Raw genomic sequence first — 16,772 nt, 5'->3', positions numbered from 1 at the left:
AGAAAGCGGTTTTTAGAGTGCTGTATAAAGCAGCAATACCGTCCAAAAAAATTGCATCAATGTTTATTTCTCCACAAATGATGCAGCATATAAAAAGGAAATTGCTTAAGACAGCATTTCCAATTGAAAAAAAGAATGTAGGTCAAAAAAAAATAGAAGCAACAGGGATAAATTTAGTTGGCTACGCAAGGGCAGAAATGGGTATTGGAGAATCTTGCCGAATTGCAGCTAATTCACTGACGGCTGCTAATGTACCTTTTGGAATTATTAACTTCAAAGGAACAAATAACGCTAGAATGTCGGATACGAGTTGGGTGCATAAGGAAGTAGATCATCCTAAATATGATGTAAATGTTTTTCACATCAATGCAGAACAAATGACGGAAATCTATGCTCATTATGGGAATCAGATATTTAATAGTCGATACAATATCGGATATTGGCATTGGGAGTTACCGGATTTTCCTGATCAGTGGCTAGATAGCTTTAACTTGGTAGATGAAATTTGGGTACCTTCAACTTTTGTGGCAGAATCAATTGCCTTAAAAAGTTCGGTACCTGTCATTCGCATTCCTCACAGTATTCAAGTCAAAGTTGATCAGGATAGAAATAGAGTATATTTTAATCTTCCTGAAAGTGGATTTTTATTCTTAACCATGTATGATGTTAAAAGCTACCAAGAACGTAAAAATCCACAAGCTTCGATTCTAGCTTTTAAAGCAGCGTTTGAACATGATGATAAAGCTGTTGGCTTAATTATCAAAGTGAATGTGAGTAATACTCAGTCTGATGAAATGGAAATGCTGCAGGAACTGATAGGAAACTATAATAATATATATATTATTAAAGAAATCTTATCAAGAAACGATATAAATGCTTTGTTAAAGATATCTGATTGTTTTATTTCACTACATAGAAGCGAAGGTTTTGGTCTCGGATTAGCAGAAGCGATGTATTTAAAAAAACCTGTCATAGGGACAAATTGGTCATCAAATACGGATTTTATGAAATATGACAATTCATGCCCAGTGAATTATGAATTAGTTAAGTTGAAAAGTACTTATGGACCATACGAAGAGTATCAATATTGGGCCGAACCTGATGTGAATCATGCAAGAGATTATATGCTAAGACTTTTAAATGATGAGGAGTATCGGGATAGCATAGCAGAGCAAGGTGAACTAACAATTAAAAAAGAGTTCTCTCCGGATGTTGTAGGGCGATTGATTTTAAAACGTCTGGATTACATAAAACGATGGAACAGTGGAGGTTAATATGACGATTACTTGTGTAATAATGGCAGGAGGAAAAGGAGAAAGGTTTTGGCCAAAGAGTCGTACAAACCTCCCTAAACAATTTCTAAATATATCCGGAAACAAATCAATGATACAGCAATCTATAGCGAGATTAGAATTGCTAATAGATATCAATAAAATATTTATTGTTACAAATGAATTGTATGCAGAGCTGCTCAAAGCACAAATTCCACATTTACCACATGAAAATATTATTATTGAACCAGTAGGTAGAAATACAGCACCATGTATTGGACTTGCATCTTTGATTATTGAGGATCGGTTTCCAGATAGCACGATGATTGTTATGCCTTCAGATCATATTATTCAAAATGATAAAGGATTTATTGATATTTTAAAAACTGCTGTCGAAGTTGCTAATGATAATGGAAAGTTAGTAACATTAGGAATTGAGCCGACATATCCCGAAACGGGTTACGGATATATAGAAAGTACAGGAATAGAAAATAAAGTGGATAATGTAAGTGTTTATAAAGTGAATAAGTTTGTTGAAAAGCCTGATTTAGAAACGGCACAAGCTTACTTGGAATCTGGAAATTTTTATTGGAACAGCGGTATTTTTGTTTGGAAAACGGAAGTCATAAGAAAATATATCAAAGAGCTAATGCCTGAAATGCATGATATATTACAAACGATGAAGTTTGCTTTCGGGAAATCGAATCAAAATGATATAATTGCAATGGAATTCGTCAAAATGCCAGATCAATCGATAGACTATGGGATAATGGAAAAAGCAGAGGATATTTTTGTGATCCCATGTTTGTTTGGTTGGGACGATGTTGGCAGCTGGACTGCTCTGGAACGAATTGATGATTTGGATGGTAACGGAAATGTCATTAAGGGAAATATACTTAATATTGATACGAAACGTTGCATTATTGAAAGTAATGGTAAATTGATTGCAACGTTAGGGATTGAAGATTTAATTATTGTTGATACAGAAGATGTTACTTTGATTTGTACGAAAGACAAGGCACAAGAAGTTAAGCTACTGCTTAAAGAATTAAGAATGCAGAAGCTTGAACAATATCTATAAACACATATAAGGAGAATGAATCAAGATGACTAAAAATGCACTAATAACAGGTATTACTGGACAAGATGGATCTTATTTAGCAGAGTTATTATTGGAAAAAGGATATAAAGTATTTGGTTTGCGCAGAAGAACAAGTGTCCCGATTCTAGAAAATATTAATCATATAAAAAACGAGATAGAATTTATAGATGGAGATTTACTAGATCAAGGCTCGTTAATTAATGCAGTTCGTATTTCAAATCCTGATGAAGTATATAATCTTGCTGCACAATCGTTTGTAGGAACATCATGGGATCAACCAGTACTCACTGGTCAGGTTACAGGACTGGGTGTAACTAACATGCTTGAAGCTGTACGCCTAACCAAACCAGAAGCTAGATATTATCAGGCTTCAAGCAGTGAAATGTTTGGGAAGGTGGTTGAGACACCGCAAGTAGAAACAACTCCGTTTTATCCACGTAGCCCATATGGTGTTGCTAAAGTTTACGGTCATTGGATTACTGTTAACTATAGAGAAAGTTTTGACATGTATGCGTGCTCAGGTATTTTATTCAATCATGAATCTCCTCGTCGTGGCGTGGAATTTGTAACAAGGAAGGTTACGGATGCTGTTGCCAGAATTAAGATGGGAATTCAAACAGAACTTCGTATGGGTAATCTTGATTCTAAGAGAGATTGGGGCTTTGCAGGGGATTATGTTAAGGCGATGTGGCTTATGCTTCAGCAAGATAAGCCAGATGATTTTGTGATTTCCACGGGCGAAACACATACGGTTGAAGAGTTAGTTGAAATTGCTTTCAGCCATGCTGATCTCAACTGGAGAGACTACGTTGTTATAGATCCTAAGTTTGTACGTCCAGCAGAAGTGGACTTATTGCTAGGCGATTGCACGAAGGCCAAACAACAGCTTGGTTGGGAATTGGAAGTTTCATTTAATCAACTCGTGAAAATGATGGTAGATAGTGACCTTGCTAAAGTGCAACAAAGTATACGATAAAAGGCGGGAATAAAAATGAGAGCTTTGATCACAGGTGTTTCTGGTTTTGTCGGCAAACATTTGACGGACTATTTAATTAATATGGGGTACGAGGTTTGGGGTTCGTCACGTACTTCCTCTCAAATTCATAATGATACTAGAATTGATCTAGTAAGTATGAGTTTTAGCGATGAAGAAAGTATTGTCCAACTCATAAATCAAATAAAGCCGGACCATATATATCACCTCGCTGGTCAAAGCTCTGTTAAACATTCATGGGAAGACATCAAGAATACATTTGATGCTAATGTTTCTAAAACAATAGTCTTACTCGAAGCTATTAGGAAAAGTGATATAGCTAAATCAGTAAAAATACTGACTATCGGCTCGTCTGAGGAATATGGAAAGATAGCTGACGTGACTAAACCTATTAATGAAGATGATAGTTTAAAGCCAATAAGCCCGTATGGGCTTTCAAAAGCAACGGTCTATATGTTAGCTCAACAATATGTAAATGCACATCAGTTACATATTGTACATGCAAGGCCGTTTAATCATATTGGACCAGGGCAGGGCTTAGGATTTGTTACTTCTGATTTTGCATATCAAATTGCTCAAATTGAAAAAAAACAAATATCACCAACAATAAACGTTGGGAATTTAGATGCTCGTAGAGACTTCAGTGATGTAAGAGACATTGTAGTAGCATATGAAAAACTAATGATTGAAGGTAAAAAAGGTGAGGCCTATAATGTTTGTTCTGGAAAACCTATTGCTATTAAAGAAATCTTAATGAAATATATTAAATTGAGCTTGAATAAATCAATTGAAATTAAAGAAGATTCATCTCGAATGAGACCATCTGATCTTCCTCTGTATGTGGGTGATTCGTCAAAAATAATAAGAATGACGAATTGGGAAAGCCAAATAAACATCGATCAATCATTGATTGATATATTAAATTATTGGAGAATCGAAATTAATTCCTCTGAGGAGTCATAAATACATGTTTAAGAAGTTGAAAGAGATATACGCCTATAGACAAATGTTGGAAAGTTTAGTTTTAACGGATTTAAGAACCAGATATAAAGGTTCATTTTTAGGTTTTTTTTGGACATTACTTAATCCGTTATTAATGCTGCTAGTATATTCGATTGTTTTCAAATATGTTGTACGTATTGATATGGAGAATTACACCGCATATTTGTTCATTGGGTTAATATCGTGGTCTTTATTCAGTCAAGCGATTACATCGGGAGCTGGTGTAATTGTAAGGAATGCAGGTTTAGTGAAAAAAATTTATTTTCCTAAAGAAATATTGCCTTTGTCTATTATTTTAGGAGGAGTTATAAATTATCTGTTTAGTTTGTTGATATTATTCCCCATATTATTTATTCATAAAATTAATTTAGGTTTGCCATTATTAATGATTCCACTAGTTCTTCTGATTCACATGATGTTTACATTAGCAATGACATTATTGATTTCTAGCCTAAACGTTTTCTTTCGAGATTTGGAACATATCATGGGAGTAGTCATTATGGCTTGGTTCTATTTAACACCAATTGTGTTCACATCAAGTATGATTCCTGAAAAAATTGCATTCATATTTAACCTTAATCCTTTAAAAGTTATAATAGAAAGTTTTCACAAAATATTTTTTTATAATCAAATGCCGGATATTATGAGTTTAGGCATTGTATTTTTATTTTCTCTCTTGTTTTTACAAATTGCTTTTTTAGTTTTTAAAAAGCTAAGTCGTAATTTCGCTGAAGAGATATAAGGACGGTAACGAAAATGGATGTTATTAAAGTAACCGATGTAACAAAGTCGTTTAAGGTATTTAAAGAACGGAGCTCAACATTAAAAGATAGAATAATTTTTCGAAGGAAAAATAAATTCGAATCATTTTTAGCACTAGATAATGTTTCTTTGACGATACAAAAGGGTGAGACTGTAGGTTTAATTGGGAGAAATGGTTCAGGTAAAAGTACTTTACTGAAACTGTTGACAGGGATACTATATCCTGATGCTGGGGATATAAATATGACAGGTAAAGTATCTAGCTTACTTGAATTAGGTGCAGGCTTTCATCCGGATTTCACAGGTAGAGAAAATATCTTTATGAATGCTGCTATATTAGGTTTGTCTAAAAAACAAATTAAGAGCAAACTAAATGATATTATCAAGTTTTCTGAACTTCAAGAATATATTGAGAATCCCGTGCGAAGCTATTCTTCAGGTATGTATATGAGGCTAGCTTTTTCTGTTGCAATAATGGTTGAACCAGACATCTTATTGATCGATGAGGTATTGGCAGTAGGAGATGCTGCTTTTCAGCAAAAATGCATGGAACAACTTATGAAATTAAAAAGTAAAGGAACCACAATTGTATTTGTTTCTCATGATCTTGGTGCAATGGAGAAACTTTGTGATAGGGTTGTTTGGATTAATAAAAGTAAAATTGTTGCAGATGGGAAACCTAAAAGAATGATTGATAAGTATTTGACATTCTTAGGTGATGAAGAGAATAAAAGACTTATAAGAGAAGAGGAAGAAAGTACACACGTAGTAGTAAATGAAGATAAAGCGGTTGAAAACGTAAATAGCGAACAGCAAATTAATGTTGAATCTCAAGAAATATCTGAAAATATTGAATATGAAACGGTAGATAGATGGGGAAACCGTCAAATTGAAATTGTTGATGTAATGTTTACTGATGAAAATAATAATAAAAAGATAGGTTTTATGTCAGGCGATTATATGAAAGTAATAATGAAATATAAGATCAATCAAAAAGTTGATAGTCCAATATTTGGTCTCGGCATACACACAATTGATCACATTAATTGTTACGGAACAAATACCTTTATTGATCAGTATTCACTTGGCGAAATAAATGAACATCATAGGGGAGAAATATCTTTTAATATTGCATCGCTGGATCTTGTCTCAAATACATATTTAGTAACTGCTGCGGTTCATGATATTAATGGGAATCAATATGACTATCATGATAAACGGTTTTCATTTAAAGTTTCGAGTACTGTTAATGATGTTGGTATCGCAAAGTTAAAGCATTTCTGGAAAGATGAGAAGAATCAGGAGGGATTATGATGCCGGGTAAAATTACTCCTGGTTTTATTATGAACCAAATTAGAAATGGCGTGCGGGCTAAAGATGAGTCCTTTATTTCATCTAATAAACCAGATAATTTTGATATAGAGAACGAAATGGTTACTAATGAAAATGCTAAAGAGTTAATAAATAATATAACTGTTAATTTGAAAAGGTTAAATCACAGAATTACCCCTAATATGCCTGTTGCATTTCTTGAGCCATATTTAGTCTCTAGATTTAAAAAGCTCGGTAAGATTATTATTCCTTTTAGAAAAATCGGAACTAGATTATTTACTAAATGGTACGTTGATGTTTTTGCAAACCAGCAAAAGCATTTTAACCATGATGTATGGTTTGGAGTTAATACATCAATAGAAGTAATTCGCAATCAACAAAAATTAATTTACAATCTGCAAAAAGAATCTATTGAAAATAAAGTATCACTTAATAAGCTTAAAGAAGAGTTTGCGAAACTTAATGAAGAAGTTAATAAGTCAAAACCTCTCGATTTTGATTACTCTAAATTTGCAGAAAAATTCAGTGCTAATGCTGAAGTTGTTAAAAATATTTATTCTCAATATATTCAATATTTTGTTAATTGTGACACTGTTCTGGATATCGGATGTGGCAAAGGTTATTTTCTAGAGCTTCTACAAGAGAATGGGCTTAATGGAATTGGCATTGATTCTGATTCTGAATTGGTAAATAGTTGTTTATTAAAAGGATTACGTGCAGAGGCTACTGATGTCATTAAATACTTAAAGAACGCTCAGGACAATAGTATAAGTGGAATATTTATGGGTCATGTTATTGAGCATCTTCCTGTTAATATGAAAATTGAATTTTTAGAGTTGTGTCTAAGCAAATTGAAGAATGAAGGAGTACTCGTGCTAGAAACACCAAACACATCGTCAGTATATGTGATGCACAATTTATATTATTTAGATCCGACACATGAAAAACCGCTATTGCCGGAAGCTTTAAAGCATTTAGCTGTTGTTACTGGTTTTTCAGTTGTAAACTCGTACCTTAGTGGACCAATAGATAATAGCACGGATTCACCAATTCAATATTATAATTATTCACTAATTTTGAAAAAAGAATAGTGACTAAAGGGGTTAGATATGAAGATTGCAGTAATTACTCCATGGTTTTCAGATACTATATCAGGAGGTGCAGAAAGATTTGCAGGGGGAATAGCTAAAAGCCTCCAGGATGCTGGGAATGAAGTTGAAATTCTCACAACATGTGGTAAAGACTCATTTTGGCCTTGGGATAAAGATTATCATAAAGAAGGCATATATCATATAGAAGATTACTCAGTAAGACGTTTCTCATTGAATAGTAGAAATAAACATTTATATGATGAATTGATGGGTAAGTTAATAAAGACTAAGGAACTAGATTATATTGAAGAAATGCAATTGTTATTGGAGACAGTGAACAGCGATTCTTTGAATCAATTTATAGTTGAGAATGCTGCTAATTATATATATATATTTATTCCTTATTTATATGGTACAACATATTGGGGAAGTAAATTAGTTCCTGAACGTTCATTTATAATTCCATGTATGCATGATGAAGATATGGCATATTTCAAAGTTATAGGCGATATGTTTCAACGAGTAGCAGGAGTTATGTTTAATACGGTTGAAGAACAAAGTTTCACAACAAAGTTACATAAGATACCATTGAATAATACAATTGTGTCTGGCGGGGGGGTTGAGGTTAGGTTGACTCCGAACCCGGATGGCTTTAAAAGTAAATATGGTATATCTGATGATTATTTTATTTATGTTGGAAGACAAGTTAGTGGAAAAAATGTTCCTCAATTAATTGAGTTTTTTAATAGCTTCACAGAGAAGAATCAAGGAAATGTCAAGCTACTCTTTGTTGGTCAAGGAGAGGAGCAAATCATTAAAATGATAAAAACCTCACCGAATATGATTCACATGGGCGAATTGAATGATCAAGAAAAGTATGATGCTATTGCGGGTTCGCTCGCATTGATACAACCATCATTAATGGAGAGTTTTTCTATTGTCATTATGGAAAGTTGGTTATGCGATGTCCCTGTTATTGTTCATGAGCTATGCGATGTAACAAAAGGCCATTGTGATCGTAGTAATGGTGGATTTTATTATAAAGATAATGTTAGTTTTAACTTGGTAATGGATAAGTATATAAATTCTCCTGATTTATTGAATGATATGGGCAAAAAAGGTCATGAATATGTTGAGCAGTTTTATACTTGGGGGAAAACGGCGGAACGAATCTTAGCTTTTCTCAAGTTAAAGGGATTTGGGGAGGAGGAAATTCATAATGAGAATGCTAATTGATGTTCAAACTTTATACACAGATGAGAAAAATAGAGGTATAGGTGTATATACATATAATTGGCTTAAGTCATTGATTCAGCATGATGATTCAATAAGATTTTTTTTAATGAGGAAAAAGAATAATGTTTGGCAATTTACTTTTATATCAAAGCATATACATTTTGATAGCAGACTAGATCAAGATCAGTATTGGGAAGAAGCTAATATTGAACAATTTGTAATTAATAATAATATAGATATCGTTCATTTTACTAGCCCGCTTATGTTTGATATTGAAGTTCCTATTCTTAAAATTAATAACGTAAAAACAAGTTATTTAATGTATGATTTAATTCCGATTGTTATGAAGAAACAATACTATGATCGATGGCCAAGTCAAATTCAGAAAGAATATGATCGCAAACTCAAAGTACTGCAAACTGCGGACGTAATTCTAACAATCTCTGAAGCATCTAAAAGAGATATTGTGATGATTTTGAAGGTGGATCCTAACAAAATAAAAGTTATATATGCATCAACGGATGAAGAACTTTATACTGAAGCTCGTACGGGAAATGAGTTAAAGATTCTAGATGAGGAGTTATCTTTAAAAAAGCCGTTTATATATTCATTAACGGGTTATGATCCGAGAAAAAATAATAAAGGTCTTATTCAAGCTTTTTCAGAGGTTATTAAATCTGATGATAATGTGAAATTAGTTATCAGTGGTATTAAAAACCAAAATGAAAAAGAAGAATTATATAATTTTGCTTCTGAGCATGGAATTATTGAAGATCGTATTACCTTTTTGGGGTTTGTTAGTAGGGAATGTTTGTTATCACTATATAAGGAGTGTAATGTATTCATCTTTCCCTCGTTATATGAAGGTTTTGGGCTTCCTGTATTAGAAGCGATGCGAGTTGGAGCCCCTGTCATATCAACTAAAAGTTCCTCGATTGTCGAAGTAGCAGAAGAAGCTGCCATTTTAGTTGATCCTGATGATCACAAGGAATTAGCAAAGTCTATTACTTTAATGCTCAGTGATGTTGAAATTTCTTCTAGATATAGTCAACTTGGAATTGTTCAATCCAAAAAATTTGTCTGGAATAAAATCACTAGCATGAGTCTTAATTTATTTAAAGAGGTGACGGCTTTTGCATTATCAAGCACATCTAGTAATAAGCCTAGATTAGCTTTTTTTAGTCCATTAAATCCTCAAGCATCTGGAATATCTGATTATAGTGAAGAATTAGTAGCATATCTTGATAAATTTTTTGAAATAATAATCTTTATAAATGAAATAGCGCCATCTAATGATTATATCAAGAATAAATTTGAGATTAGGGATGTTAATTCTGTAGATAATGGACTAGATTCCATTCAAAATAGATTTTATCACATTGGTAATAATGAGATACATGATTGGATATATAACGCACTTAAATTATATCCTGGTGTCGTATTATTGCATGACTTAAATCTCTATGGACTATTTATGTATACAACGTATTTACGAGGTTTAAAAGAACAGTTTACTCATGAATTAAATTATAGTTATGGAGAAAAAGGTCTAGAGGCTGCCAGACAATTAAATGATAAAGGTACATATCCAGATAGTCAGCAATTCCCATTGTTCAACAAGGTTGTTGATCTGAGCACAAGAGTGATCGTTCACAGTGAGTGGATCAGAAAAGCTCTTAAATTAAATGCAAGTTTTATTGGGCAATTAGAAGTAATACCTCAAGGATGTATACTTGAAGATGACATTGCAGAAATGGACAAGGAAGTTATTAGAAGGAAGTTGAATATAAATAATTCTAAATTTATATTAGGTGTTTTTGGACATGTAATTCCAAACAAAAGAGTTGATTTAATAATAAAAAGCTTCTCAAGGCTAATGAAAACAAACCCTGATACCGAGTTATATATAGTTGGTCATGCAGAAGCTGAAATAAAACAGCAGCTGGCTAAGTTATCAAAAAAATTAAATGCAGACAAGTCTATAAAGTTCATTGAGTCTCCTGATATTACTATTTTTAAAGAATATATTAAAGCATGTGATATATGTATTAATTTGAGATGGCCAACAATGGGTGAGACCTCTGCAACCTTGACAAGGGCTTTAGGATACGGTATACCTTGCATTGTCTCGAATGTAGGTTCATATACAGAATATCCGGATGATATTGTTTGGAAAGTAGATGTAGATAATTACGAAGAGGATTTGCTTTTGGGCTATCTGTTGGAACTTAGGAATAATAAGTCGCTCACTCATGAAATGTCCCAATTATCAAGGCGATACATGCGTGAAAAACATAGCTTTGAAAATGTCGCTGAACAAATTCATAAAACAATGGAACTATAATTAATTAAATAATGAGCCCTAATATTACGTAATATATCTAGTAGGGAATGAATTTGCTGTTAATGGTGAATTTATTTCACATTTAACACATTTCTTGAAAGTTAAAACTACTTATTTGTAAAGGACATAACAAGTATCCTTTGAATACGATTGATCAGTTACGCATTCGCATATTATGTTAAGTTCGTTTAATATCGAATCGAAAAGTACTCTTGAGAAGAGTTCAACTAGGAGGATAATAGTGAAAGGTATTATACTAGCGGGTGGTAGTGGGACAAGATTGTATCCATTAACTAAATCAATTTCAAAGCAGTTGCTCCCTGTTTATGATAAACCAATGATATATTATCCGTTATCGGTACTAATGTTAGCAGGTATTAAAGAAATATTAATAATATCTACACCTGAAGATACACATCGATTTGAACAACTGCTAGGTAACGGAGAAGATCTTGGAATTTCGATCAGCTACACTATTCAACCATCTCCGGATGGACTTGCTCAGGCTTTTATAATTGGAGAAGATTTCATAGGCAATGATAATGTGGCTTTAATTCTTGGCGATAATATCTTTTACGGACAAGGCTTTTCTGAAATGTTATTGAATGTAGCTCAAAGAAAGACAGGAGCTACTGTTTTTGGATATCAAGTCAAGGACCCACAACGTTATGGTGTTGTGGAATTTGACAAGAATAATAGAGCAATCTCCATCGAGGAAAAACCACAGAAACCTAAATCTAATTATGCTATTACTGGGTTGTATTTCTACGATAATAGTATTATAAGTATAGCTAAAAAAATAAAACCTTCACACAGGGGAGAATTAGAAATTACGGACGTAAATTCCGAATACCTTAAGCAAGGAAAACTAAATGTAGAATTATTAGGAAGAGGCTTTGCATGGTTAGATACTGGGACTCACGAATCACTAATGCAAGCCTCGCATTTTATAGAGACCATAGAAAAACGTCAGGGATTTAAAGTTGCTTGTATAGAAGAAATTGCCTTCATAAAAAATTATATTAATAGGGAACAATTGATTAAGCTTGGACAATTACTTTCAAAAAATGATTATGGTAAATACCTGCTAGAATTAGCTGGAATGGGGGAGTAAGTGTGATTAATAATGATTCAATTATCAATCTGGAAAGTAAAATAATTGAAGTAAAAGTCTTGGGTGATGATAGAGGTTTACTTACAGTGATTGAAGAAAATCTTACTATACCTTTTGAAATTAAAAGAGTCTTCTATATATATGGTACCCAAAATGAAGTTAGACGTGGCTTTCATGGGCACTTTAAAACGCGGCAAGCTTTAATTTCAGTCGCGGGCTCTTGTAAGGTTCATCTGGATAATCTCATAAGAACACAAGAGGTCATTTTGGATTCTCCACAGAAAATTTTAATACTTGAGCCAAATGATTGGCACGAAATGTATGATTTCTCAGAGGACTGTGTACTTTTAGTATTGGCATCTCATCATTATGATTCTGAGGATTATATTCGTGATTATAAAGTATTTACGGAGGTTTACTCAGAGTGTCTGAAATGATAAAACCAAATTTTAAAATAGCAAAGAGTGATTGGATTTTTCTATTGCTAGTTTCATTAATTTCATTAATACAGTTTATTATTTTTGTTGTACAAAATAGTAGTGCTAGTTATTATGATGAGCTTGGGTACTACGAAATTTCCAATAATATTTTGATAAATGGTTTATTTAATATTTCTGATGATTTAAGGACATTTTTATATCCACTGCTTATCTCAATTTTATATATTTTTACTGATGGTAATCATACGAATGTTAAAGTGATTTTTAGTGTATTTCAATTCATTGTTTATATATTTACAATATTAATGATTGCAAAGGTTGCTTATAAGTTCCAAAGTGAAAAAAAAATTTATTTTTCAGTAATAGCTTTTGGATTTTTAAACCCCTATCTCATACAATCAACAACTTTATTCTTAACAGATCTATTAGCTTCTTGCTTTTTAACAATATCATTAATTTATTTGCTTACTTCTGACTTAAATAAACTCTATAATGGATCGGTTGTTGCTAGCTTTCTCTACTTTTCAGTACTCATTAGACCTTCAAGTGCGATTTTTATGGTAATATTCTTTATAATAGCTATGTATAGATTAATAAAAATTAAAGATTTTAAACCAATTAAGTTTACCATTGTAGGTTTATTATTATTAATTATTTTTATTCCTCAGCTTTATATGAATATAACTAAGTTTAATCATTTCACTCCTTTAATCCATTCAAACTTATTTGAGCAACAATCAATATGGGCTACTCAGCATTTAAAATATGCTACTGTCATAATTGATGGAGAGCAACCAGGGCTTAGGTATTTAACTCCATGGTTAATAGATAGTAACATAAGTATGATGAAACTTATGATGAACAATTTTATTGTTTTTATTCTTGTTTTTTCATCGCATCTATTTGGAGTTCTAGATTGGGGCTATGTTGATTCGTTTATTAGAAATTTATCAGTTTCAACGAAAATTCTACCATCAGCATGGTTATATGTTCAGTGGTTTATTATCGGTTTAGGAATGTTATGGATGTGGTCACGAAAGAATCTGACGTTTGTATCCGCTTCTTTAATATTATCAGCACTGGGATATACATTTTTTATCGCTACAACTGCCGTAGAGTCAAGATTCGGATATCCTATATACTTTATTCTTTTGTTTTTTTCAGGATATGGAGTTAAATATTTAGTAGAATCATTCAAAAATAAAAGAGTTTTTTTTGTGATTATTGGAATATTATTAGTATATATTGGTATTTCGTTTTCTATCAGTTATTTTATTGATATGCAAACTAATAGAATCAATTGGTTTTAATGATTGGCTATTATATAAGTTAAGTATTATAAAGGAGAAAACTATGATTCCATTTCTTGACTTAAAGCAAATTAATTTGAGGCACGAAGAAGAAATTACTCAAAATTTAGTAGATTTTTTGCACTCGGGCTGGTACATTCTTGGAAAGCAAGTTGAAGATTTTGAAAAACAATTTGCTGAATATTGTGGAACTAAGTATTGCATTGGGGTAGCAAACGGACTGGACGCTCTTTCTCTTATAATAAGAGCGTATGGTATCGGAGAAGGAGATGAAGTAATTGTACCTTCAAATACGTACATTGCAACAATATTAGCAATCTCGGCAAATGGTGCGATTCCTGTACTAGTAGAGCCTAATCTTTCAAGTTTTAATATTGATCCTGAAGTGATTGAGGGGAAAATTACACCTCGAACAAAAGCAATTATGGTTGTTCATTTATATGGTCAGTCTTGTAATATGGATCCAATTAATGAATTAGCTAATAAATATAGTCTAAAAGTATTTGAAGATTGCGCTCAGGCGCATGGAGCGATGTATAAAGATAAGAAAGTTGGTAATTTAGGGGATGCTGCTGCTTTTAGCTTCTACCCAGGAAAAAACCTAGGTGCTCTAGGCGATGCTGGTGCAATAACTCTTAATAATGAAGAAACTTATTTAAAGTTAAAGGCACTTCGTAACTATGGTTCACATCAGAAATACGAGAATCTATATAAAGGCGTTAACAGCAGACTGGATGAAATACATGCAGCGGTTTTAAAAGTAAAACTAAAGTATTTAGATGAAGATAATAATTTAAGAAGAAAATTTGCTGAAGAATATTCTCGAAATATATGTAATCCCTTAATAACGCTTCCAAGTGTTGAAGGTGAAAGTGGATTATCCCATGTATGGCATCTATATGTAATTAGAGTTAATAATAGAGACAAGCTTCAAGCTTATTTATTGAACAGAGGAATACAGACCCTGATACATTATCCGATTCCAATTCATAAACAAGAAGCGTATAAGGAATTGAATGACGATAAGTATCCGATTTCAGAGAAAATTCACAATGAAGTATTAAGCTTACCAATTAGTCCAGTTATGAGCATAGAAGATGTACAAAAAGTAACGGAGGCATTAAATGAGTATAAAGAAGCTTTTTAGTATTGTTATTCCAATATACTATAATGAGTTAAATATACCCTATACAGTCCCAAGGTTGAAAAAACTTCAAGAATTGTTTTCAGATTATGAATTAGAGTTTATTTTTGTCGATGATGGATCAAAAGATAATTCACTGGAATTACTGCTTCAAGAAAGAGAAAATGATAAAAGAATTAAAGTTATAAAGCTTAGTAAAAACTTTGGTTCAATGTCTGCGGTTCAGGCAGGGCTTCAATATGCAACAGGCGATTGTGTTGGAATTATATCGGCAGATCTGCAAGATCCACCTGAACTTTTTGCTGAAATGATTGCAAGATGGGAAACTGGAAAAAAAGTTGTTATGGCAGTACGTGCTGGAAGAGAAGAATCATTCTCACAAAAATTATTTTCCAAAACGTATTATTTTCTTATGAACCGAATGGCTCTAAAAAATTATCCTAATGGTGGATTTGACTTTGTATTGATTGATCGCCAAGTGGTTCAAGAAATAAATCAAATAAAAGAAAAAAATACGAATATTATGAGCTTAATATTTTGGCTAGGGTATTCACAGGATACAATTTCATATATAAGACAAGAAAGAAAGCATGGAAAATCAAAGTGGACTTTAAATAAGAAAATCAAACTATTTGTTGATTCTTTTGTGAGTTTCTCGTATGCACCTATTAGGCTGATGTCTGCCATTGGTGTTTTCACTGCTATGATTAGTTTCTTATACGGAATGTTTGTTATTTTGAATGCAGTTTTCGGTTATATTCCACTTGAAGGCTGGGCTACAATTATTGCATTAATTACTTTTCTTCTGGGATTAATCATGGTGATGTTGGGTATTATTGGAGAATACCTATGGAGGATTCTAGATGAAAGTAGAAAAAGACCAGCTTATATTATTGATGAAATTCATAATTAGCGAGTGAGGTTATTAGATGATACGTGATACAGCAAAATTATATTCAAGCAATATAGGAGAAAATATAGAAATTAGAGATTATGCAATTATTTATGAGCATGTTGAATTGGGTAATAACGTTATTATTGGTGAGCACTCAGTAATAGGTCGTTGTGCCACGCCTACATCGGTTATGAAGAAGGAACTCTCAAATGAAAAAAAATCTTATATTGGGGAAAATGTTTCAATTTGCAGTAACGTTATTATTTATGAAGATGTATCAATTGGACGAGAATCACTGATTGGGGATAACTCTTCTATTATGCCTAATGTTTACATAGGTGAAGAAGTGCTAATTAGTCGTAGTGTGACAATTAATACTGAAGTTGAGATTGGTGACTTTACTCGAATAATGGATAATACTCATATCACAGGAAGAGTTAAAATCGGCAAGCATGTTTTTATTAGTGTAGGTGTGAGTATGGCTAATGATAACCTTTTTGGGAAAAATGGTTACAATGAAAAAGTTTATGGTGCGGTAATTGAAGATTACGTTTCCATTGGTGTTGGATCAATAATAATGCCTGGAATAACTATTGGTCGAGGAAGTATTGTTGCCGCTGGTTCATTAGTGAAAAAGGATGTACCTGAAAATGTTATTGTATCAGGGAGTCCTGCTAAAATAATCTCAAAAGTTCCAAGTTCTATGAGTAGATGTTAGTCGAACGAAAGGAGATA

The 16,772-nt window shown here is 32.6% G+C and carries 15 protein-coding genes; all 15 read left to right on the top strand.

Going from position 1 to position 16,772, the window contains the following annotated elements; translation table 11 throughout:
* Nucleotides 1-17: 17 nt before the first annotated feature.
* The 15 genes from FGT79_RS23295 (at nucleotide 18) to FGT79_RS23225 (ending at nucleotide 16,755) form a co-directional block, all read left to right on the top strand.
* Nucleotides 18-1,274 (top strand): glycosyltransferase, encoded by a 1,257-nt coding sequence (locus FGT79_RS23295; RefSeq protein ID WP_246096576.1) that lies wholly within the window; start codon nucleotides 18-20, stop codon nucleotides 1,272-1,274.
* A 1-nt stretch (nucleotide 1,275) separates the two neighbouring features.
* Nucleotides 1,276-2,352 (top strand): mannose-1-phosphate guanylyltransferase, encoded by a 1,077-nt coding sequence (locus FGT79_RS23290; RefSeq protein WP_138755246.1) that lies wholly within the window; start codon nucleotides 1,276-1,278, stop codon nucleotides 2,350-2,352.
* Nucleotides 2,353-2,377: 25 nt separating this feature from the next.
* Nucleotides 2,378-3,349 carry a GDP-mannose 4,6-dehydratase gene (gene gmd / locus FGT79_RS23285; protein ID WP_138755245.1) on the top strand — a complete coding sequence of 324 codons (972 nt, stop codon included), beginning with the start codon at nucleotides 2,378-2,380 and terminating at the stop codon, nucleotides 3,347-3,349.
* 15 nt (nucleotides 3,350-3,364) lie between these two features.
* Nucleotides 3,365-4,330 (top strand): GDP-mannose 4,6-dehydratase, encoded by a 966-nt coding sequence (locus FGT79_RS23280; protein WP_138755244.1) that lies wholly within the window; start codon nucleotides 3,365-3,367, stop codon nucleotides 4,328-4,330.
* 4 nt (nucleotides 4,331-4,334) lie between these two features.
* Nucleotides 4,335-5,111 (top strand): ABC transporter permease, encoded by a 777-nt coding sequence (locus FGT79_RS23275; protein WP_138755243.1) that lies wholly within the window; start codon nucleotides 4,335-4,337, stop codon nucleotides 5,109-5,111.
* Between the two features lie 14 nt (nucleotides 5,112-5,125).
* Entirely contained in the window at nucleotides 5,126-6,445 is a 1,320-nt protein-coding gene (locus FGT79_RS23270; protein ID WP_138755242.1) for an ABC transporter ATP-binding protein, read from the top strand.
* Nucleotides 6,442-7,554 (top strand): class I SAM-dependent methyltransferase, encoded by a 1,113-nt coding sequence (locus FGT79_RS23265; protein ID WP_138755241.1) that lies wholly within the window; start codon nucleotides 6,442-6,444, stop codon nucleotides 7,552-7,554. The genes FGT79_RS23270 and FGT79_RS23265 overlap by 4 nt, the downstream gene beginning before the upstream one ends.
* An 18-nt stretch (nucleotides 7,555-7,572) precedes the next feature.
* Complete coding sequence (locus FGT79_RS23260; protein ID WP_138755240.1) at nucleotides 7,573-8,790, top strand: glycosyltransferase family 4 protein; 1,218 nt, start codon at nucleotides 7,573-7,575, stop codon at nucleotides 8,788-8,790.
* A complete protein-coding gene (locus tag FGT79_RS23255; RefSeq protein ID WP_138755239.1) occupies nucleotides 8,774-11,134 on the top strand; it encodes a glycosyltransferase in 2,361 nt (786 codons plus the stop codon). The genes FGT79_RS23260 and FGT79_RS23255 overlap by 17 nt, the downstream gene beginning before the upstream one ends.
* Before the next feature lie 241 nt (nucleotides 11,135-11,375).
* Complete coding sequence (gene rfbA / locus FGT79_RS23250; protein ID WP_138755238.1) at nucleotides 11,376-12,248, top strand: glucose-1-phosphate thymidylyltransferase RfbA; 873 nt, start codon at nucleotides 11,376-11,378, stop codon at nucleotides 12,246-12,248.
* A gap of 2 nt (nucleotides 12,249-12,250) precedes the next feature.
* A complete protein-coding gene (locus FGT79_RS23245; RefSeq protein WP_246096575.1) occupies nucleotides 12,251-12,685 on the top strand; it encodes a sugar 3,4-ketoisomerase in 435 nt (144 codons plus the stop codon).
* Entirely contained in the window at nucleotides 12,673-13,998 is a 1,326-nt protein-coding gene (locus FGT79_RS23240) for a hypothetical protein (RefSeq protein WP_138755237.1), read from the top strand. The genes FGT79_RS23245 and FGT79_RS23240 overlap by 13 nt, the downstream gene beginning before the upstream one ends.
* 43 nt (nucleotides 13,999-14,041) lie before the next feature.
* Complete coding sequence (locus FGT79_RS23235) at nucleotides 14,042-15,145, top strand: DegT/DnrJ/EryC1/StrS family aminotransferase (protein ID WP_138755236.1); 1,104 nt, start codon at nucleotides 14,042-14,044, stop codon at nucleotides 15,143-15,145.
* Nucleotides 15,123-16,055 carry a glycosyltransferase family 2 protein gene (locus FGT79_RS23230; protein WP_138755235.1) on the top strand — a complete coding sequence of 311 codons (933 nt, stop codon included), beginning with the start codon at nucleotides 15,123-15,125 and terminating at the stop codon, nucleotides 16,053-16,055. The genes FGT79_RS23235 and FGT79_RS23230 overlap by 23 nt, the downstream gene beginning before the upstream one ends.
* Nucleotides 16,056-16,071: 16 nt before the next feature.
* Nucleotides 16,072-16,755, top strand: a complete 684-nt coding sequence (locus tag FGT79_RS23225; protein WP_138755234.1) for an acyltransferase — start codon at nucleotides 16,072-16,074, stop codon at nucleotides 16,753-16,755.
* Nucleotides 16,756-16,772 lie beyond the last annotated feature (17 nt).

The organism is Paenibacillus sinopodophylli, from assembly GCF_005930355.1.
In the GTDB taxonomy this organism is placed as follows: Bacteria; Bacillota; Bacilli; order Paenibacillales; family Paenibacillaceae; genus Pristimantibacillus; species Pristimantibacillus sinopodophylli.
The sequence above is the reverse complement of the archived record's forward strand: the minus strand, read 5'-3'. Positions and strand labels throughout refer to the sequence as shown.